The organism is Acinetobacter sp. TUM15064, assembly GCF_008980265.1.
In the GTDB taxonomy this organism is placed as follows: domain Bacteria; phylum Pseudomonadota; class Gammaproteobacteria; order Pseudomonadales; family Moraxellaceae; genus Acinetobacter.
This window is the reverse complement of sequence record NZ_BKFU01000028.1, coordinates 20,026-39,394: the sequence shown is the minus strand read 5'-3', so window position 1 is coordinate 39,394 and position 19,369 is coordinate 20,026. Positions and strand designations below refer to the sequence as shown.

Genomic DNA, 19,369 nt, shown 5'->3' with positions numbered 1-19,369 from the left:
GAAATTCATGCGCGTGTGGCAGTTCTGAATAGATTTACGGAATTAGGTAGACCTCGCACCCAAGTTGTGTCTTAAATTTGAATGGATTGGGGAGAACTCAGCTTTTGAATGTTTATGCAACAAAGCCATTCACGAGTGTTAAAAGTTCACGTAACTTATTACCACGGACTGGTGATGCTTCACCAAGTACATTTATCAAGGTTGGCTTACCTTTTGAATCCCGATCAAAACGAAGATGAAAGTCAAATGGACAATTAATGACAAAGTATCTACTTTCTAGCTGAAGTACCGCAGGACAACGGCTTGCTGACTTGGCATGCTTCGTTTGTGATTGAGATCGAATGCGATAAGGAGGTTCATAAAGTATGGCCGCCTTATCATCCGTTAGAAACCATCCCACCTGAATAGGTCCAGTACCTTCAATACGATCCTGATCTTCTATTGTAAAATGTATATGTATTGTTTTTATTCACAAGTATTAAGCTATTAGTTTATGGCACTTTAAATATGTTTTTTACCTAAAATTTAAATCGAACGTTTAAAAATTTGAACTTAAATAATTAATATTTCATGCTTTTAACCAATATTAAATATTTAAATTCAATCAGTGAAATTCATCACAGTTATTTATATGCTCTAACATTATTCGTGCTAGCGTCTTATATAAAGGCAAAGAAATAAAGGACTATTACTGTGCCAAGCCCATCAGCCTCAACTAAATTGACATATTTCACCATTGCCGATACACACTGGACGCTCTGTATGACGGTCAAAAAGATTGTACTCAGTACGTAGGTTTAGCTCGATATCATTGAAGAGCATGCCTACTAAAATACTACGGAGTTTTTGATTGAGTGCTTTAGCTCGGAGTTGTTCATCGAATGGATATTTCACCCAGCGCTCTTTGTACTGATTTAACGAGCAATTTGTTAATATAGACTTAGGTACCATTTATGCTGAGTATGCTAGCATAAAAACCTATACTAAAACCTACACTAATTTACTCAACAGTCTAGGTTTACATTGAACTAACATGGATTACATCAGACAGTTACCATTAAGTTATCTTTTTAAAAACTGTTTAAATTTAAAGGCTTTATTGTAGTGAAACAAGATAACTCAATGATTGACACATCCACTCTCACCCCGATGATGCAACAGTACATGGGCGTCAAAATGCAACATCCGCATTCTTTGATGTTCTATCGTATGGGTGACTTCTACGAGCTATTTTTTGAAGATGCACACAAGGCCGCTAAACTTCTCGGAATTACACTGACTCATCGTGGCAAAGCCAATGGTGAACCCATCCCTATGGCAGGTGTTCCTTATCATGCAGCAGAAGGCTACCTTGCGCGCTTGGTAAAAAAAGGTGAAACAGTCGTCATTTGCGAGCAAATTGGCGAAGTTACAGGTAAGGCCCCAGTTGAACGTGGTGTTGTCAGGATTATTACACCAGGTACACTGACCGATGATGCCTTACTGACTGCACATCAAAGTTCAAACCTTGTGGCGCTTTGCATACAACAAAACGAAATTGGTATTGCACTGTTAGATTTGAGTGCAGGTTTATTTAAAGTTCAGCAACAAGAGTTTCAACTTGAGCAACTCGGTATTGAACTGTCTCGCCTCATGCCAAGTGAAATTTTGGTCGATGAAAATATTGTCGATCCCAACATTATTGAACACATTAAAAAGCTGCTCGACTGCCCGGTAACACGCCGCCCGAATGTCGACTTTAACCTAAACAACGCACAAAAAACCTTATGCGATCAGTTTGCTGTATCGACTTTAGCAGGTTTCGGTATTGATCATTTGCCACTTGCCAAAGCGGCAGCAGCATCGCTGATTCATTATGCCAAAGAAACGCAAAAGACAGCCTTACCGCATATTCGCTCTATTCAGTTGGAACAAAGCAGTGATTTCATTGCGCTTGATCCTGTGACACGTAGAAACTTAGAGTTGGTTGAACCTCTGTTTGAACACGGCACGTCATTATTTCAACTCATCAATGACTGTCAAACAGCCATGGGCGGACGTTTACTTAGCCGCACGCTAATGCAACCATTACGTGACACCAAGCTTTTAGACGCACGTTTAGACGCGACTAAAAGTCTTGTAGATGGCTACCATGAATCACCAGTCCGTTTAGTCTTAAAAGAAATTGGAGACATCGAACGCGTTCTCAGTCGCGTGGCTTTAGGCAGTGCCCGTCCACGTGACTTAGTGCAACTGCGCCAAGCCTGTGCGCAAATCCCTTATTTACGTCATGCCATTCAACCCGTAATCCAAAGTAAACAGTCCGCACTCATTTCTCTATTGAATGAGGAGTTGGGCGATTTCCATGGCTTACATCAACGTTTAATGTCCGCCATTGTTGAACATCCGCCTGTGCTTTTACGAGATGGAAATGTAATAGCCGAAGGTTTCGATCATGAACTGGATGAACTACGTAAAATCCGCGATCATGCGGGACAGTACTTGATCGACCTTGAAATTCAAGAACGTCAAAATACGGGAATTTCGACCTTAAAAATTGGCTATAACCGTGTCAGTGGGTACTACATCGAACTGACCCGTGCACAAGCTGAGCAAGCGCCTGATCACTACATTCGCCGTCAAACCTTGAAAAATGCTGAGCGTTATATCACGCCTGAGCTGAAAACCTTTGAAGACAAGGTGCTATCGAGTGAATCCCGTGCATTAGCCCGCGAAAAAATGCTGTTCGAAATGCTTTTAGATGAACTGCGCGCCGATATTGGTCATTTACAAATGATGAGCAGCGCTATTGCACAGATCGACCTCTTAGCTAACTTTGCACATCAGGCTCGCTTACGCAATTGGTCACGTCCTGAGTATAGCCCAGAAATTGGGGTTAAAATTATTGCTGGACGTCATCCAGTGGTTGAGGCATTGAACAAAGCTACATTTACACCGAATGACACGACACTTGATTTCAACCACCGTATGGCCATTATTACTGGTCCTAATATGGGGGGTAAATCAACCTTTATGCGCCAAACGGCTTTAATTAGCTTATTGGCCTATTGTGGCTCCTATGTCCCTGCCCAATCGGCAGTATTAGGTCCTATTGATCGAATCTTTACCCGTATTGGTTCTGCCGATGACCTATCTACGGGTAAATCAACCTTTATGGTGGAAATGACTGAGACATCGCAAATCCTACATCATGCAACCAATCAGTCTCTGGTTCTGATGGATGAAGTTGGTCGTGGCACCAGTACCTATGATGGTTTATCTTTGGCATGGGCTTGCGTACTTGACTTAACCAAACGCATTAAATGCTTATGTTTATTTGCCACACACTACTTTGAATTAACTGAGCTGGCCAAAGAAACTGCTATTGATAACTACCATGTCACCGCAAAAGAACTTAATGGCAACCTGATTTTGTTACATAAAGTCCAACATGGGCCTGCAAGCCAAAGTCACGGCTTACAAGTGGCAAAATTGGCAGGTATTCCTGCCAGTGTGATCAAAGAAGCACAAAATCGTCTGAAAATTTTAGAGAAACAACAACTGCAAAAACCTAAAGTCGTTCAAAACGATTTGTTTGCTGCAATAGAAGCACCTGAAATTGAAACAATTGAACGTGTAGTCGAAATTGAGAAACCTTCAGCTGCACTTGAACTACTCAAGAGTATTGATGTCGATAATTTAAGCCCACGTGAAGCTTTACAACAGCTTTATGCATTGAAAGATCAGTTACATTCATAGTGGTTTTCTATTTTTGTCACCCATTTAGACCGTCAAAATGACGGTCTTTTTTATTGTCAAAAGCAGTTTTCAGCAGAATGTTCAGTTTTTATCAAATTTAACAGCCGTGCATATAACAAATATCAATAAAAGCAATTGTTAGTTGGTGCCGTTTTTGCCTAAAATACACATTAGTTATTAGAACCATATTTTTAGGTAGCCTTCGCCATGACCTTTGTTGTCACTGAAAATTGTATTAAATGTAAATATCAAGACTGCGTAGAAGTTTGTCCAGTAGACTGTTTCTATGAAGGTCCAAACTTTCTAGTGATCAATCCAGATGAGTGTATTGATTGTGCACTGTGTGAACCTGAATGTCCTGCAAATGCAATTTTCTCTGAAGATGAACTGCCAGAAGGTCAAGAAGTCTTTATCGAACTGAATGCTGAATTATCACAAACTTGGCCAAACATTACCCAGATTGGTGATCAACCTGCTGACCGTGAAGAATGGAACGGTAAAACAGATAAGTTACAATACTTAGAAAAGTAACTCTAAAAAGATCAGCATAAGCTGATCTTTTTTTATACCTAAAACACACATTTGATTGCAATATTTCCAAATTTTCCCCATCAATATAGATTAAAATAATAGCCGTATTTTTTAAATATTTGATTTCTATAATGAAGAAATTTTTAAAGGGATTATTTGCGGTTAGCATAATCCCCTTGGTGATGATTGGCTGTACGACTTCATCTCACAAAGGCAAAACCATTACGACTCCCGATGGAAAACGTATTTTTATCCCACAAGAGCAAATTAGTTTTGACCGCCCTGCACCACCTAAAATTATTCCTTATACCTATAATGCTTGGATGTCTGTAGGTGACACACTAGCACGCGTACGTGAGTATGAAGTTTTCCTTGAACGTAATGGCGTTGGGAATATCATTCCAAGCTTTGAACTGCTCAGAACCGCTCGTGACTGGCAAAAATGTGGTCGCTCACAATATATGATTCCAAACCGTGAGCTTTGGAAAAACCAAATTGCGACTCTAAAAGTGTTTAAATATTTGGTTGCAGCCAAAGTACTGACCGATTTTGAAGTTACTTCAGTTTATCGTGATCTGCCTTTAAACCAATGTGCAGGGGGTGCCAACTCATCCCGCCACTTATTCAATTCTGCTATAGATTTTCGAATCGGACCTGAAAACCCGCAGCCGCAAGATTATGCATATATTGAAAATACTAAATTCCGTCTATGCCAATTTTGGGCTCAACACGGACAAAGCTTAAACATGGGCTTAGGCTTATATGCATCTGGTCAAATTCACATTGATACCCAAGGATATCGCACATGGGGCCCTGACCTTAGCCGAAATTCATCAATGTGTAATTACTAACTATTTTATAAGGAAAAGAGGTCGATTAGACCTCTTTTTTTAAGCATTGATTTAAACAAATACGGTCGGATAAATTGCACTCTGAAAATAAAAGTTTAAAATGCTCCACATCGCAACCAAGGTGAACATGCTATGCAACAAATGTGGACAGAGATTGATAACTATATCGACGCACATTTAATTCCTGAAGACCCCATTCTGACTCAAACTTTAAAAAATACAGAGAAACATGGTTTTCCAGATCACTTAGCTGTTGCACCCAACCAAGGCATGCTTTTACAAATGCTGATTCAAATGAATCAATGTAAGCGTGTGTTGGAGCTTGGTACTTTTGCTGCCTATAGCACCATGTGGTTAGCGCGCGCTTTGCCTGAAGACGGCTATATTTTAACGATTGAAGGGCGTGATACGCATGCCGCGATGGGTCAAGAAAATATCGACAAAGCTCAGCTCAAACAAACCGTTGAACTCAAATGTGGACGCGCAGCAGATATCCTTAAATCGCTGCCCGCAGACATTGAACCTTTTGACTTTATTTTTATTGATGCCGATAAGCAAAGTTACCCAGAGTATTTGGAATTAAGCCTCAAGCTATCTCATTCAGGTACTTTGATTTTCCTTGATAACGTGATTCGTGCAGGCGATATTATCAATCCTAAAAATCATAAGCCAAGTATTGAAGGGATCCGTGATATGTTTAAAGCGATGCAAAATCATCCGAAAATTTTGTCGTGCACCGCCATTCAAACTGTCGGTAGCAAAGGACATGATGGCTTTGCCTTAGCCATTGTAAAATAAGCTAAAACTTAGATTAAAAAATACCCAATTAATTTAAGCTTATATAAATTATAAACTTACATTTACTGTCCATATAGTTATCCACAATTAATGCGGATAACTATGGATAAAAGGGGCACAATTTAGAGAAGTCACTCGATATTAGCGTGCCACCAATAAAGGCACTTTGGCATTCCTAAAAATAGTCGTAGCAATGCTACCCAAAAAGAACTGATGAATTTTACTGTGGCTAAATGCCCCTAGAACAATCAGTTGTATGCCATGCTCATTCTGATATTCCAAAATATTTTCAGCCACATCGCCATAGCGGTATTCAGTAATCACATCCAGATTCGCCTCTTTTAAATAACGTTCTGGCTCTGCTAGGATTTCAGGGTGGTCGCCAACATAGACTAAATGGCATTGTAAAAGACGCAGTAAATCGCTTTGCGCAATTCGCTTCATCATCTTCACACAGGTCGGAGAATATTCATAAGCAAAGATAAAACGTGTAGGCGGTTTGAATGTATCACCCACGGTCATGACCGTGCATTTTGCTCCGCGAATAAAGTTTTCAACATTACTACCCAGTGGTTTATTACGTTCAGCCGATTTTTCTCCGACTCGACCAATCACGACAATGTCATCTTCATGTAATAAGTTAAAACTTTGCTCGAGGAAGTCTCCTTTTTCTTGAATATGTGTCGTATGCAAGCCGTGTGTTTCAAGAATGAGTTTAGAAATATGATCAAGTAGATTGTTACTATAACTGAGTGCAAGTTCACTTTGTTTCTGCTCCAACTCAGCTAGCTCTTTGAGCAACATTGCATTGCTTTCAAATCCAATCACCCCACTAATTTCACCCAAGTGATAACTTGCAGGGTAATAATCCAAAACTTGTAAAAGGACCAATTCACGCCCTGTTTGTTTTGCAATCCAAGCAGACGCTTCTGCTAAGGCATTGATACAAGGGGAAGAATCAATACATGCAATGACTCGTTTCATTATCGCCTCTCATTACACCGCATTTGGCATAAGGTCTCATTGTTGTTCTAAACTTAGCATATCTTTTTTTTTGATGGCAGATTTTTATGTAATTAAGTATTGATAAATGTTCAAGATTCTTTGATGTCTTAATCACGTAAACGAATAAGCTGAGCAGGATTGCCTGCCACAATGGATCGCTCCGCAATATCTTTGGTCACCATACTATTCATACCTACCACGGCATGTGCACCAATTTTCACTCCATCTTTCACGCCCACATGTGCCCCCAACCAAACATCTCGTCCAATTTCTATCCCTCTTGAACGTACAGGCTGTTGATAGATCGGATCACTGAGTGCCATGCCATGATCAAAGGCATATAAGTGACAATAGGCTGCAATACGTACTTGATCATCTAACTTAATCCCCACACGGCCACCATCCAAAATACAATGATGGTTGATTGCGACCTCGCTGCCAATCTCTAAAGGCCCGTGCAAAGTACAATCAGCCGCAATAAACGTGTTGTCCCCAATAATAATTTTGCGGCCTGGCTCTGCGAAAATGTGTGCCAATGGAGAAATAAAACAGTTTTGACCAATTTCAACGGTTTCCATTTCCATTAAGTAAGCTTGGTACTCTTGCTGCCATGCCTCAGCCCACATCCGATTTTTAGGCTTGAGTGACCAATACAACCATGGCATATAATTTAAGCGGTGCTTATGCTGTTCACGATATTTTAATAAGGGATCAGTCATGATGGTCATCCACAATTTTTAATGCTTCACGCCCACGGGTTAGGTCTTGTATTTTAACTGCGAGCGCTTCAATCTGATGCACTTGTAATAATGCCTCTACAAGCACGCCCTCCGCAGTATATTGCTCATTAAACTCAATCTGCCCGCTATTTAGCTCATACTGGAAAATTGCCCATTCATTAAATTGACAGGCAAAATGTACTTTTTTCTTTTCAATGAGCTCGATTTTTTCAGCCAACAGTAAACACTGTCCTGCTGTTCCACCATAAGCACGTACCAGTCCACCTGTGCCTAGCTTGACACCACCATACCAACGATTGACCAAAATCAAAACATTCGTTAGTTCATTACCTTCGATGGTGGCTAAAATAGGACGACCTGCAGTTCCTGATGGTTCACCGTCATCATTAAAACGAACATTATGACCAATTTTCCATGCCCAACACTGATGTGTGGTGCTGATATCTTTATATTGCTCTAAAAAGTCTTTAACAGCCTGTTCATTTTCAACAGGCACAGCAAAAGCTTGAAAACGACTTTTTTTGATGTCTTCTTCATAGCTCACTAAACTAGAGATCGTAAATGGCATAACGTAATTTTTAAAAATTTCACAAAAAATTATAACGTATTTTCAATCAGCTATCGTATGAAAATGGCTCATTACTTCAAACCAACACGATGATCAAATTGGCAGCATAGCAGTATACAAGGGAAAAGATGCTTCAAATGCTCTATGATCAAACATAGAATAAAAGAACGAGCTATGTGACTGAGTCAAAATGGGATATCCATAACTCTAAAATTTCAGCTCAAAATCTGCGCCAATCAGACCAATTGGCGCAGCAAATACTTATACAGTAAAGTCATCACCCAGATAGACTTGGCGCACGGTTTCATTGGCTAAGATTTCATCAGGAGAACCTTCAGCAATTACCGCACCCTCACTGACAATATAGGCACGCTCACAAATCGCTAAAGTCTCACGAACGTTATGGTCTGTAATCAATACGCCGATCCCGCGCTGTTTCAATGTTGTAATAATATCTTTAATATCACCGACTGAAATTGGATCAACTCCAGCAAACGGTTCATCCAATAGCATAAATTTTGGATCAGCGGCCAATGCACGTGCAATTTCCGCACGACGACGCTCACCACCAGAGACACTCATACCCAATGAATCTTTAATATGACTGATTTTGAAATCAGCTAATAATTCATGCAAACGTTGTTTACGCTGCTCTTTATTCAAATCTTTTCGTGTTTCCAGAATCGCCATAATATTTTCAGAAATGGTGAGTTTTCTGAAAATAGATGCCTCTTGCGGCAAGTAACCAATACCTTTACGCGCACGTTCATGCATGGCCAAATCAGACATATCCAAGTCATCAAGATGAATTTCACCTTTATCCATGCGTACCAGTCCAACCACCATATAGAAGCTAGTGGTTTTACCCGCACCATTTGGTCCAAGTAAGCCAACAATTTGCCCACTTTGCATGCTAAAAGATACATCTTTTACCACCCAACGCTTACTGTAGTTCTTCGCAAGATGCTTGATGCATAAGGTCTGTGGCTGATTGAGAGTTTGCTCCATTAGTCACGCGCTCCAGGGAAGGATTGAGAGGCTGAAGGTGGAATCACAATTTGAACTCGACCGCCCGATGAACCACCACTACTCGGTGTACCAATCGCTTCAATATCCCCTTTGTTCATACTATAACGCAGCGTATTACCCCGAATACTGGCACCATCCTGCTCCAAAAGTGCACTACCTGATAAGGTAATAATGCCTGTTTCTGCATTATAAATAATCTTTTGCGCCTGACCTTTGGCAATGCCTTTATTGGTACTGACTTGCTGCTGAAAACGTGCAGGCTTGCCATTTGCAGTAATGGTACTGATTTGACGGTTTTGGTTCAAATTCGCAACAATCGAGTCGGCCTGAAGTTTCATGGTCCCTTGTTCAATAATGACATTACCCGTATACGTCGTGACTCCTGTTTTTTCATTAAAGGTTGCACGATCCGCCAACAATGAAATGGCTTTGGTTCGATCACTTGGTAATGCTAAAGCAAAAGTTGAAACTGCTACACCTAAGCTCAGTGCAAGCGTTTGCTTGAGGAAAGTTTTCGAAATAGAAAATTTTGGATTATGGTTCATACTTCCCTCGAATATGGAAAAAGTCATATTGACCCGTATTTAAATTTGCTTTTAAACCCTGACTGACAAATTCTGCTTGTGGTGTTGTGACCACCACTTGCTGTTGAGATTCAAGTTCACGTGTTTTTGGAAAAGCAGTCAGTTCGACCGTCTCAAACTGCATACGGCCATGATCTAACATTTTTTGAGCAACAACCTGATTCGTTAATACGACTTTTTCGTTGTCATTAGAGCCATTCGCCTGCTTTGCATAGAATATGGCATCGACTTTTCCTGCTTTATACATTTCAGCATTTAAGTTTTCTAACTTCGATGTCTTCTTTTGCATATCTTGCTCAAGACGATCTATCTTTGCTCGGACGTATAGATTTCCCCGCTCATCCGTTTGTGTCAGCTGGATCTTCTCAGCAGAATAGGTCATGCTCTGCGCAGAATCGACTTCGAGCTTATGCCCCTTTCCACTATAATAGTAATAACCACTACTGATAGCAGCAATCGCTACGGCAGTGATATATAAAACTTTAGTATCCATAAATGTTAACTAAACTCTCATGCATGCATACTGATTAATGCGGGACTGCGGTATACTTTTCAAGTAAAGTTTCGTATACGCCTTTGGCTTGTAAAATCATATCGCAAATTTCACGTACAGCACCACGACCACCCATCGCTTGAGTGACTAAATCCGCACGACGACGAACCTCTAAGTGACCATTCGGTACTGTAACTTTCATACCAGCAATCGCAAATGCAGATAGGTCTGGCCAGTCATCTCCCATATACAAACAGTCCTCTGGCACAATGCCGAACTTTGCACAAGCTTCGCGTAGCGCCACACCTTTGTCTTCACGGCCTTGATAAACAAGGTCAACGCCCAAATCAGACATGCGTTTTTCTACGATCTGACTCTTACGACCCGTGATAATAACCACTTTCACGCCAGCCTGCTGAACCAGTTTCATACCTAAACCATCACGGATATCGAAGGATTTAATTTCGTCCCCAGAGTTGGTTAAAGTTACAAAACCATCACTCAAAATACCATCGACATCCAAAACTAGAGCTTCTACATGACGTGCTTGTTCTAACAAAATATAAGAAGCCATTTCTTAGTTCACCCCAGCTTGAATCAGGTCATGCATACTCAACACACCAATCACTTTATTGGCATCATCAACGACGACAAATTGGTTAATTTTCTTTTCGTTCATTCGCTCTAAGGCTTCGACAGCACGTGCTTCGGCAGAAATTGTCAGTGGATTTTGAGTCATCACATTTGACACAGCCAAGTTCACATCAAAACCTTGTTGCTTATCAATCAAACGACGTAAGTCACCATCGGTAAAAATACCCAACAGTCGATCATTTTCATCCACAATTGTGGTTAAACCTAGGCGTTTGTTTGAGATTTCGTAAAGAACTTTGTTCATTGCTGTATCTGGAGACACTTTTGGTAACTCATCCCCTGTATGCATTAAATGTTTCACATGCAACAACAGACGTTTACCGAGCGCGCCAGCGGGATGGGAACGAGCAAAATCATCTGACGTAAAACCACGAGCTTCGAGTAGTGCAACAGCCAATGCATCTCCCAAAGCTAAGGTTGCTGTGGTACTTGATGTTGGTGCCAAACCCAATGGGCACGCTTCTTGGATATCACCTAAGGTCAACGCCACATCAGCATTTTGTGGCATTGGTCCACGTTCATCACCACTGATGGTAATTAAAGGCACACCTAAATATTTAATCAAAGGCATCAGCATCATAATTTCATCACTCTTGCCCGAGTTTGAAATCGCAATCAATACATCGCCTGCAACCAACATCCCCAAATCACCGTGACCAGCCTCACCAGGGTGCATGAAAAATGATGGCGTGCCTGTAGAAGCAAACGTAGCTGCCATTTTTCGTCCAATATGTCCCGACTTTCCCATTCCAGTTATGACTAAACGCCCTTTACACTTTAAAATAATTTCACATGCACGAGTGAAACGATCATCTATTTGCTGTGCAAGAACTGATAATGCTTGTCGCTCTATCTCAAGAGTTTCTAAAGCCACTTTTTGGAAATCAATAGGATTTGACATATTTTCAGAATTCAATGCTGTTTTACCTGAATTGCATGATGATATTAAACACTACCATCACATAAAAAATAATTTCCAAGATTTTATCATATCTAGGTTGTCAACTAGCGTGGAAATCTTTGGATTTTCACAACATATCTACAAATGATCCATTCGAACAATTGAATCTCTATTTTAATGATCTATATTGTCCGCTTTTATACTGATACTTTTACCATTCGATCAAGACCTGCTATCGCTTTACATCAAACGACGATTTTTTTTGGTTGATATAGTTAGGCTAAATAAAATACAGCAAACACAAAACTCAATAATGTGGCTAATTCAATTATTTCAATACTTGCCCCGATGGTATCGCCTGTCACTCCCCCGATACGCTGTATAAATTTACACCGTAAATACCACAATGCTAAATAAAATGAGGCAAGGACAACAACTCCAATCCATGCCCAATACAAGGCCACTAAAGGCGTAAGCAATAAAAGTGCTATTGCGATTGGTCGAGCTAAATGTTGACCCAACTGGCTACCAAGTCCTTTTTCACGTACATAGTCTGTGCTTAAAAAGAAAAAAAGAGGTACGAGACGCCCTAACAGAGGAAAAAGCATCAGCGCTGTATACAGCTGTTTTTGTAATAACACATACAATACCGACCATTTTAATAGGCACACAATGACAAGACTGAGTACACCTATAGGCCCACAACTCGGATCTTTCATGATCGCCAGTGTGCGTGCTTTATCGCCAAAACCACCAACCCAAGCATCTGCGGTATCGGCCAAACCATCCAGATGCAAACCACCTGTCAGCCAAATCCAGAGCACTAGAATTACACTGCTTAATAGCACAACTGGCAAAGCATGTAATAACAGGGCAATTCCATACAGAATGCTTCCTATGAGCAAACCCACTACAGGATAAAACAACAATGCCTGCGCATTTTGCTGAGGCGTTGGCATTGCGCTTAAGCGAACTGGAAACGTCGTTAAAAACTGTAATGCAATCCAAAAAGGTGTCATTACACGTCCTCACTTTGAATAAACTGAAGCTGCCCTTGAGTAAAAACAAAGCAGTTCAACTGCCCTAACTCTGCTGACATTTTTAAAAGATCATTATCATGCTGTTTTAGCGCTTGGCATTTTAAGAGTTTAATCACTCCAGCATGGGAAATAATCAATGCACGTGTCCAGCCCTGCGCATGCATTTGTTGGGTCAACCTCTCTACAGACTTTAGAACACGGCTTTTAAATGCCAATAGGCTTTCTGCCTGAGGCGGGGTAAAGCTTAACGGTGTTTGCCAAAATTGGGCCAACTCATCTGGAAAGAGTTGATAAAGTCGCTCAGTCGGCTGAGCTTCCCATTCTCCAAAATTCATTTCTTGCAAATTCGGTTCTATAAACAAAGGAAGCTGTTTTTGCTCGGCCCATTGCTCTGCAAACAGACGGCAGCGCTGTAGCGGTGAGCTATAAATGACATCCCATGCCTGACTAACCTGCTCAGTCTGCGTGAGGGTAGATTGCATTTGCATCCAACCTTTCGCCGTCAAAGCATCATCCGTTTTACCCCGTAGGGTATGACTTAAGCTGGTTTCGCCATGGCGCAGAAAATCTAAATACAACATCTTTAAACTTTCTCACCAATCACGGCTGCTTCAGCAAATGTTGCCATCTCATTATGTAAACGACAGGCGAGTTTGATCAATCCAAGTGCAGCCCCTGCACCACTGCCTTCTCCCAACCGTAGGTTCAGCTTCAATAAAGGCATCGCTTTAAGTTCTTGCAACAAACGCACATGACCATATTCAGCCGACTGATGTCCAAAAAGCATCCAAGCGCGAACCTGTGGATTTAAACGTACTGCGAGCAAAGCCGAAACAGTACTGATAAACCCATCCACCACCATCGGCAGACCCAATTGCGCACAGCGAATATACGCGCCTGTCATGGCTGCGATTTCAAGTCCACCCACGGCACATAAGGCTTTAAATGGATCGTTCCCGACATATTGGGCATGCAGTGCAAGTGCTTGGTCGATCACATGTTTTTTATGTATCAATTGTTCAGTACGGATACCCGTTCCAACACCTGTTAACTTTTCAGCAGGTTCAGCCAATAAAAAACAAGCGACAGCTGAAGCTGAACAGGTATTTCCAATTCCCATTTCACCCGCAACATAGATATCCGCCCCATAAGCGATGGCATCTTCCACACTTTTTTGCCCCAAAGCAAAAGCAGCTTTACATTCAACTTCAGTCATAGCCAGGGTTTGAGCAAAGTTAGCCGTACCCGCGCGGATGCAGTGGCGTTCAACTCCGACATATTCATAAGCTTCACCGACTGAACCACAGTCGATGACTTGTAATTTAGCTTGATACTCTTTGGCAATCACACTAATACACGCCCCACCTGTTGCGAAGTTCTGCAACATTTGACGTGTCACCGCTTGTGGGTAGGCAGAAATATTTTCTTCCATCACCCCATGATCACCTGCAAAAATCGTAATCCATGGGCGGTCAATCTTAGGTTTTACAGTGTTTTGCAAACTGGCTAAGGTCACTGCAACCGATTCAAGCTCCGACAATGATCCCGTTGGTTTGGTCAACTGTGACTGGCGTACTAGGGCTTGAGCCAATACTGACTCACTCGGACTTTGACATGCTTCTAACCACCAACTCACACTTGTTCTCCTTTTAAAATCATGGGAAATCCTGCCACGCAGAACACCACTTTTGTTGCGATTTGACCTAACTGCTGATGCAATCGCCCTGTTTCATCGACAAAGCGACGGCTAATTTGCCCCATTGGAACCACACCTAAACCTGTTTCATTACTCACTAAAATCAGCTCGGACTGTAAACTTCCCACAACATCTAACAACTTCTGACATTCTTGAACTTGTAAGTTTGAGTCAGTCTGCATCAGTAAATTACTCATCCATAAGGTCAGGCAATCGACCAAAATGGTTTGGTTTGGGCGATCTAATTTAACCAAATGCTCTGCAAGATAAATGGGTTCTTCACACAGCCCCCAATCTTCGGGTCGTTGCTGCTGATGGTGTTGAATACGCGCTTGCATTTCCCCATCTAAAGCTTGTGCTGTGGCGACATAGACCACTGGCTGCGCTAACTGTTGTGCAACCTGCTCTGCCAAGCGGCTTTTCCCCGAACGTGCACCACCTAAAATCAGTTGCATTGTGCATTTCCCAACTTAATTTGTGTATGTGAAAACAATGGCCCTTGTAAAACATCTGCCTGATAAAAACCAAACGTGAGCTTTGAGATGTTTAAGCTATAGTTGATGTCTTCAATTTCAGCCATACGTGTCAATACATGATCACTACTCACCGCTTCACGGTATAGACCTAATGTAATATGCGGACAATAACTTAATGCCGCGACTTCCTGCGATGTATGCAACAATGTTTTTCTAATTTTTTCTAACACGCCTGCGGTATCATCCACTTTTAAAAATAAAGCACTTTCAAAACTATTTAATCCACCTATCTGTAACTGAAAAGATTCTAGCTTTAAATTTTTAAGGCGTTCCAGCTGCTGAGTCAGTTGTGCTCGACTAAAGTCATCCGACTGTATCGCCTGTTCTACCCAAAAACCAGCAACAAATAAGGTGATATGAAACTGCCGTTGATTCGGTTGATAAAGTAAATCTGAAAACTGCTCACGAAGCTGGGTTAAATAGCTGACCAAAACGGGATCATTCACTTCAATATACCAAAGTGCATAGTGCTCACGTCCCAAATGCCATTCAGGATAGTCTCGAGCTTCGGTCGGTACGACAGTGCTATTGGGTTGAAGGAACACAATTTTATTCACAAATGAAGATGAATGATTTAAGCATATTTTTGTCAAAATTATGGGCTGAAACGCCGAGATAATTTCACATTTAAATGAATTATTTTCAACACACTCAAATTACAGACATAAAAAAACCTCAAGCTAAGCTTGAGGTTTTTTAAATTTTGGAGCGGGAAACGAGACTCGAACTCGCGACCCCAACCTTGGCAAGGTTGTGCTCTACCAACTGAGCTATTCCCGCAATATGGATGTGCATTATAGAGAGTTTCATCAAACTGTCAACACTCTATAATGCAATTGCTGAATTAATCAGCGCGGCGCCAAATTGTCCCTTGACGGGTGTCTTCCAAAACCACACCTTGATCTAACAAGGACTGACGAATTCCATCCGCTTTGGCAAACTCTTTGGCTTTTTTCGCGTCTTGACGTTGTTGAATCAAATCTTCAATTTGCTCTTCAGACAAAGCTCCTTCAATGCTGTATACAATTTTATATTTTTGGATGACCTCACCATTTTCCTCAATTTTTCCTTTAATGAAATCATCTGGGTTATGTTGTACTAAACCTAGAATATTGGTTAAATGACGCAAAGTTGCATAGTAAATCGCCGCTTGCTCTGCTTGTTGCTCTTTCACGGCACGGTTCAGTTCCTTGTTGACTTCAAACAATACCGCAATGGCTTCAGCGGTATTAAAATCATCCCGCATGGCACTATTGAAACGTTCAAGCAATGTTTCATCTAGCGTATCGACGTGCGTATCGCCATAGGCTTGTTGATACGATTTAAATGAATTATAAAAACGAGTTAAAGCCGTATCCGCTTCTTTTAAAGCAACATCAGAGAAGTTCACAGGACTACGATAGTGCGATGACACAATAAAGTAACGAATCACTTCAGGGTGAAACTTATCCATCACATCACGAATGGTAAAGAAATTGCCCAATGACTTCGACATTTTCTCGCCATCAACGTTAATGAAACCGACATGCATCCAGTAGTTGACATACTGCTCACCAGTTGAAGCCTCAGACTGTGCAATTTCATTTTCATGGTGTGGGAACATGAGATCCGAACCACCACCATGAATGTCAAAATGGTTACCTAGGCAGCAAGTCGACATGGCAGAACATTCAATATGCCAACCTGGACGACCTTTACCCCACGGCGAAGCCCATGCAGGTTCATTTTCTTTGGCATGTTTCCAAAGCACAAAGTCAAAGGGATGTTTTTTCTCAACTTCAACATCGACCCGTTCAGAAGCACCCGCTTGCATGTCTTCCAGTTTGCGACCTGAAAGACGACCATATTTGGCAAATTTTTCTACTTGGAAATACACATCACCATTGGTAGATGGATACGCAGTGCCTTTTTTAACCAAATTGCCAATCATGCTCTGCATTTGGTCAATATAATCCGTTGCACGTGGGGCTTCGTCTGGATGTAGACAACCTAAGTTTTCAGCATCTTCATTCATGGCTTGAATAAAGCGATCTGTTAGTTGAGTAATCGACTCGCCATTTTCATTGGCACGTTTAATAATTTTGTCGTCAATGTCGGTAATATTACGCACATATTTCACGCTCCAACCTTGGCTACGCAAGAAGCGAATAATATAGTCAAATGCAACCATCACGCGCGCATGTCCAATATGACAGTAGTCATACACCGTCATACCGCAGACATACATATCAATATGCCCCTCAACACGAGGTACGAATTCTACTTTTTTGCGTTGCTCTGAGTTATATAGAACAAATGGTTGCATAGCGATTCAAAAGACTTTAAATATAAGAATGGATTATCTTAACCTAAGCATTATTTTTCATAAAGTTTTCAGAAGATTTTTCTTCAAATTATCTCACCGCTTTCCTTTTTAAACTCATCAAGTGCTAAATTTTCTCATGCAAATCTTAAAGGTGCCATTGGTAAATATTGGCATTGAATAATGCGCTTTGCTGAGCATGAACATACGCATGATCACAGTGCTCGTGGCTATGAGGTTTTGGCACTTCATGGTCTTTTCGAATACAACAACCTTCGACATATTGACTGCTACCATCCAGATAAAACTCTTCTTTCCATACAGGAACTTCATGTTTCACTCGTTCGACAGCTTCCTCACAGGCTTGAAAGGCTTCATGGCGGTGCACAGCGTAAGCCATCGCAATAATGGCAGTATCGCCAATAGCTAAAGTACCAATCCGATGTACCACCCGAACATAAGACACGCCATATTTGAATTGGATCTCTTGTTCAATTTGACAAATCATTTTTTCAGCGACAGGTGCATAAGCACTATATTTCAATGCTTGGACGGCTTTACCTTGATGGTGATTTCGCACCGTACCAATAAATATACCCATAGCGCCGCACTCAGGAAAATGCTGGATACCATCAAAGTCATTTTGACTAAAAGCAGATGCTTGAATACGTGAAAACTGTTTTAAGGTCATTTTAGCCCCCAATCATATGCATACTGATTTTGCGAATAGGTTGGAGTACTTGCTGTTGAATAGTGTGAAAGCCCTGTTCTTTATGCCAGATATAAGTCATCAGCTTACTTTTCAAATGCACAGATGCATGTTGATAATCTTGAGCAAGCTGTTGAATATCTGGTTTCAGTTTTAAACCTTGCTTAGCAAAGAGACAATTATAAAACTCGCCCTGCGCATTCAAGCGCAGTCGATCACACTCCCCACAAAACGAGTTGCTAATGGTCGATATAACGCCAACCACACTGCCATCCACCCGATAACTACGCGCTGGATTGGCACCTTGTCCCTCAAGCACTTGCACCGTAAATTGTGAGCTGAGTTGAGACAAAATTTCTTGCTCAGTGATAACATCAGCTTGCGACCAATTTTGATCGCCATCTAAAGGCATAAACTCAATAAAACGTAGTTCTAGCTTTTGCTGCTTGGCCCACTGCACCAAAGGAATAATTTGATCCTCGTTCATTCCTTTCATAAGGACTGTATTGATTTTAATGTTAAAACCAACATCTTGTGCGGCTTGTATTCCCTCAAGCACAGTATGGAGTTGTTTCTTGGTCAGTCTTTGGAATTGATCCGCATCTAAGCTATCCAGACTAATATTTAAGTCATCCAGTCCAGCTCGTTTTAAAGCATCTGCATATTGTTTTAAATAATGACCATTGGTGGTCATTGAAACACGCTTGAGACCCATTTTTTTTAGCAATTGGAGTTGCTCAATAAAATGCACCACTCCCTGCCGCATCAATGGTTCTCCCCCCGTAATACGAATCTGCTCAATTCCTTGTCGCACCATAAATTCACAAAAATGATAGAGTGCTTCAAAACTCAGTAGATCATGTTTTTTCATCCATTCAGGATGTTCAGGCATACAATAGACACATTTAAAATTACAACGATCCGTCACGGAGATCCGTAGCTTTCGCTTTTCTCGCCCAAACTGATCTTGGAATACGCCAATTGCGGCTAACTGTGTCATGCTGTTCATCTGTCTTGCCTACGCATCATTTGCGCTGTTATTGAACAGTTCAAATTTCACGCCCTAATTTCTTGGTTTTAAAACAGCAATAAATGTTCCAACTTTGTGCTATTCAACAGATTGAATACGCTCAATTCATAACACGAATAGAACAATACACAGCACATTGTTATATAGATAAAGTAAATCAGACA

At 41.1% G+C, this 19,369-nt stretch carries 20 protein-coding genes, 1 tRNA gene and 2 pseudogenes; 4 read left to right on the top strand and 19 right to left on the bottom strand.

The window, feature by feature from the left end; genetic code table 11:
• Positions 1 to 127 precede the first annotated feature (127 nt).
• Together GBI16_RS10130 and GBI16_RS10125 are read right to left on the bottom strand one after the other, a co-directional pair.
• Positions 128 to 460 (bottom strand): annotated as a pseudogene (locus tag GBI16_RS10130) (hypothetical protein); the annotation flags it as partial.
• A 260-nt stretch (positions 461 to 720) separates the two neighbouring features.
• Positions 721 to 912: pseudogene (locus GBI16_RS10125) on the bottom strand (hydrolase or metal-binding protein); the annotation flags it as partial.
• Positions 913 to 1,122: 210 nt separating this feature from the next.
• On the opposite strand from GBI16_RS10125, the gene mutS reads away from it, so the two are divergent.
• The 4 genes from mutS (at position 1,123) to GBI16_RS10105 (ending at position 5,918) form a co-directional block, all read left to right on the top strand.
• Complete coding sequence (gene mutS / locus GBI16_RS10120; RefSeq protein ID WP_151707020.1) at positions 1,123 to 3,738, top strand: DNA mismatch repair protein MutS; 2,616 nt, start codon at positions 1,123 to 1,125, stop codon at positions 3,736 to 3,738.
• A gap of 207 nt (positions 3,739 to 3,945) precedes the next feature.
• A complete protein-coding gene (gene fdxA / locus GBI16_RS10115) occupies positions 3,946 to 4,269 on the top strand; it encodes a ferredoxin FdxA (RefSeq protein ID WP_010327061.1) in 324 nt (107 codons plus the stop codon).
• A gap of 131 nt (positions 4,270 to 4,400) precedes the next feature.
• Positions 4,401 to 5,120: a D-Ala-D-Ala carboxypeptidase family metallohydrolase gene (locus tag GBI16_RS10110; protein ID WP_086208353.1), complete on the top strand. Its 720-nt coding sequence runs from the start codon at positions 4,401 to 4,403 to the stop codon at positions 5,118 to 5,120.
• 132 nt (positions 5,121 to 5,252) lie between these two features.
• The gene (locus GBI16_RS10105) at positions 5,253 to 5,918 is read left to right on the top strand and encodes an O-methyltransferase (RefSeq protein WP_151707019.1); all 666 of its coding nucleotides are present in this window, start codon (positions 5,253 to 5,255) and stop codon (positions 5,916 to 5,918) included.
• 141 nt (positions 5,919 to 6,059) lie between these two features.
• Here the strand turns inward: GBI16_RS10105 and GBI16_RS10100 are convergent, their stop codons facing one another.
• From GBI16_RS10100 to moaA, 17 genes are all read right to left on the bottom strand, one after another.
• Positions 6,060 to 6,902, bottom strand: coding sequence for a universal stress protein (locus GBI16_RS10100; protein ID WP_110975168.1), 843 nt, complete (start codon positions 6,900 to 6,902; stop codon positions 6,060 to 6,062).
• A gap of 128 nt (positions 6,903 to 7,030) precedes the next feature.
• Positions 7,031 to 7,642, bottom strand: coding sequence for a DapH/DapD/GlmU-related protein (locus GBI16_RS10095; protein ID WP_151707018.1), 612 nt, complete (start codon positions 7,640 to 7,642; stop codon positions 7,031 to 7,033).
• Positions 7,635 to 8,231, bottom strand: coding sequence for a YigZ family protein (locus GBI16_RS10090; RefSeq protein WP_151707017.1), 597 nt, complete (start codon positions 8,229 to 8,231; stop codon positions 7,635 to 7,637). The genes GBI16_RS10095 and GBI16_RS10090 overlap by 8 nt, the downstream gene beginning before the upstream one ends.
• Before the next feature lie 261 nt (positions 8,232 to 8,492).
• Entirely contained in the window at positions 8,493 to 9,239 is a 747-nt protein-coding gene (lptB, locus tag GBI16_RS10085) for an LPS export ABC transporter ATP-binding protein (RefSeq protein WP_086208358.1), read from the bottom strand.
• Positions 9,239 to 9,805, bottom strand: a complete 567-nt coding sequence (gene lptA / locus GBI16_RS10080; protein ID WP_086208359.1) for a lipopolysaccharide transport periplasmic protein LptA — start codon at positions 9,803 to 9,805, stop codon at positions 9,239 to 9,241. Before lptA ends, lptB begins: the two co-directional genes overlap by 1 nt.
• Positions 9,795 to 10,337: an LPS export ABC transporter periplasmic protein LptC gene (gene lptC, locus GBI16_RS10075; protein ID WP_086208360.1), complete on the bottom strand. Its 543-nt coding sequence runs from the start codon at positions 10,335 to 10,337 to the stop codon at positions 9,795 to 9,797. The genes lptA and lptC overlap by 11 nt, the downstream gene beginning before the upstream one ends.
• Before the next feature lie 34 nt (positions 10,338 to 10,371).
• Positions 10,372 to 10,911: an HAD family hydrolase gene (locus GBI16_RS10070; protein WP_086208361.1), complete on the bottom strand. Its 540-nt coding sequence runs from the start codon at positions 10,909 to 10,911 to the stop codon at positions 10,372 to 10,374.
• A 3-nt stretch (positions 10,912 to 10,914) separates the two neighbouring features.
• Positions 10,915 to 11,892: a KpsF/GutQ family sugar-phosphate isomerase gene (locus GBI16_RS10065; protein WP_086208362.1), complete on the bottom strand. Its 978-nt coding sequence runs from the start codon at positions 11,890 to 11,892 to the stop codon at positions 10,915 to 10,917.
• A gap of 275 nt (positions 11,893 to 12,167) precedes the next feature.
• The gene (locus GBI16_RS10060; protein WP_086208363.1) at positions 12,168 to 12,911 is read right to left on the bottom strand and encodes an adenosylcobinamide-GDP ribazoletransferase; all 744 of its coding nucleotides are present in this window, start codon (positions 12,909 to 12,911) and stop codon (positions 12,168 to 12,170) included.
• The gene (locus tag GBI16_RS10055) at positions 12,911 to 13,513 is read right to left on the bottom strand and encodes a histidine phosphatase family protein (RefSeq protein ID WP_086208364.1); all 603 of its coding nucleotides are present in this window, start codon (positions 13,511 to 13,513) and stop codon (positions 12,911 to 12,913) included. The genes GBI16_RS10060 and GBI16_RS10055 overlap by 1 nt, the downstream gene beginning before the upstream one ends.
• Positions 13,514 to 13,515: 2 nt before the next feature.
• Positions 13,516 to 14,568, bottom strand: a complete 1,053-nt coding sequence (gene cobT / locus GBI16_RS10050) for a nicotinate-nucleotide--dimethylbenzimidazole phosphoribosyltransferase (RefSeq protein ID WP_086208365.1) — start codon at positions 14,566 to 14,568, stop codon at positions 13,516 to 13,518.
• A complete protein-coding gene (cobU, locus tag GBI16_RS10045) occupies positions 14,565 to 15,083 on the bottom strand; it encodes a bifunctional adenosylcobinamide kinase/adenosylcobinamide-phosphate guanylyltransferase (protein ID WP_086208366.1) in 519 nt (172 codons plus the stop codon). Before cobU ends, cobT begins: the two co-directional genes overlap by 4 nt.
• Positions 15,074 to 15,721, bottom strand: coding sequence for a 2'-5' RNA ligase family protein (locus GBI16_RS10040; RefSeq protein ID WP_151707016.1), 648 nt, complete (start codon positions 15,719 to 15,721; stop codon positions 15,074 to 15,076). The genes cobU and GBI16_RS10040 overlap by 10 nt, the downstream gene beginning before the upstream one ends.
• A 147-nt stretch (positions 15,722 to 15,868) precedes the next feature.
• Positions 15,869 to 15,944, bottom strand: a tRNA-Gly gene (locus GBI16_RS10035).
• Between the two features lie 64 nt (positions 15,945 to 16,008).
• The gene (gene cysS, locus GBI16_RS10030) at positions 16,009 to 17,469 is read right to left on the bottom strand and encodes a cysteine--tRNA ligase (protein ID WP_151707015.1); all 1,461 of its coding nucleotides are present in this window, start codon (positions 17,467 to 17,469) and stop codon (positions 16,009 to 16,011) included.
• 145 nt (positions 17,470 to 17,614) lie between these two features.
• The gene (locus GBI16_RS10025) at positions 17,615 to 18,157 is read right to left on the bottom strand and encodes a molybdenum cofactor biosynthesis protein MoaE (RefSeq protein ID WP_151707014.1); all 543 of its coding nucleotides are present in this window, start codon (positions 18,155 to 18,157) and stop codon (positions 17,615 to 17,617) included.
• A gap of 1 nt (position 18,158) precedes the next feature.
• A complete protein-coding gene (gene moaA / locus GBI16_RS10020; protein ID WP_151707013.1) occupies positions 18,159 to 19,184 on the bottom strand; it encodes a GTP 3',8-cyclase MoaA in 1,026 nt (341 codons plus the stop codon).
• Between the last annotated feature and the right edge of the window lie 185 nt (positions 19,185 to 19,369).

Coding starts and splice junctions, on each gene's coding strand:
- GBI16_RS10100 (WP_110975168.1), bottom strand. CDS start 6,902: ATGAAACGAGTCATTGCATGTATTGATTCTTCCCCTTGTATCAATGCC.
- GBI16_RS10065 (WP_086208362.1), bottom strand. CDS start 11,892: ATGTCAAATCCTATTGATTTCCAAAAAGTGGCTTTAGAAACTCTTGAG.
- lptA (WP_086208359.1), bottom strand. CDS start 9,805: ATGAACCATAATCCAAAATTTTCTATTTCGAAAACTTTCCTCAAGCAA.
- GBI16_RS10105 (WP_151707019.1), top strand. CDS start 5,253: ATGCAACAAATGTGGACAGAGATTGATAACTATATCGACGCACATTTA.
- moaA (WP_151707013.1), bottom strand. CDS start 19,184: ATGAACAGCATGACACAGTTAGCCGCAATTGGCGTATTCCAAGATCAG.
- mutS (WP_151707020.1), top strand. CDS start 1,123: ATGATTGACACATCCACTCTCACCCCGATGATGCAACAGTACATGGGC.
- GBI16_RS10060 (WP_086208363.1), bottom strand. CDS start 12,911: ATGACACCTTTTTGGATTGCATTACAGTTTTTAACGACGTTTCCAGTT.
- fdxA (WP_010327061.1), top strand. CDS start 3,946: ATGACCTTTGTTGTCACTGAAAATTGTATTAAATGTAAATATCAAGAC.
- lptC (WP_086208360.1), bottom strand. CDS start 10,337: ATGGATACTAAAGTTTTATATATCACTGCCGTAGCGATTGCTGCTATC.
- cobU (WP_086208366.1), bottom strand. CDS start 15,083: ATGCAACTGATTTTAGGTGGTGCACGTTCGGGGAAAAGCCGCTTGGCA.
- cysS (WP_151707015.1), bottom strand. CDS start 17,469: ATGCAACCATTTGTTCTATATAACTCAGAGCAACGCAAAAAAGTAGAA.
- lptB (WP_086208358.1), bottom strand. CDS start 9,239: ATGGAGCAAACTCTCAATCAGCCACAGACCTTATGCATCAAGCATCTT.
- GBI16_RS10025 (WP_151707014.1), bottom strand. CDS start 18,157: ATGACCTTAAAACAGTTTTCACGTATTCAAGCATCTGCTTTTAGTCAA.
- GBI16_RS10095 (WP_151707018.1), bottom strand. CDS start 7,642: ATGACTGATCCCTTATTAAAATATCGTGAACAGCATAAGCACCGCTTA.
- GBI16_RS10090 (WP_151707017.1), bottom strand. CDS start 8,231: ATGCCATTTACGATCTCTAGTTTAGTGAGCTATGAAGAAGACATCAAA.
- GBI16_RS10110 (WP_086208353.1), top strand. CDS start 4,401: ATGAAGAAATTTTTAAAGGGATTATTTGCGGTTAGCATAATCCCCTTG.
- GBI16_RS10055 (WP_086208364.1), bottom strand. CDS start 13,513: ATGTTGTATTTAGATTTTCTGCGCCATGGCGAAACCAGCTTAAGTCAT.
- GBI16_RS10070 (WP_086208361.1), bottom strand. CDS start 10,911: ATGGCTTCTTATATTTTGTTAGAACAAGCACGTCATGTAGAAGCTCTA.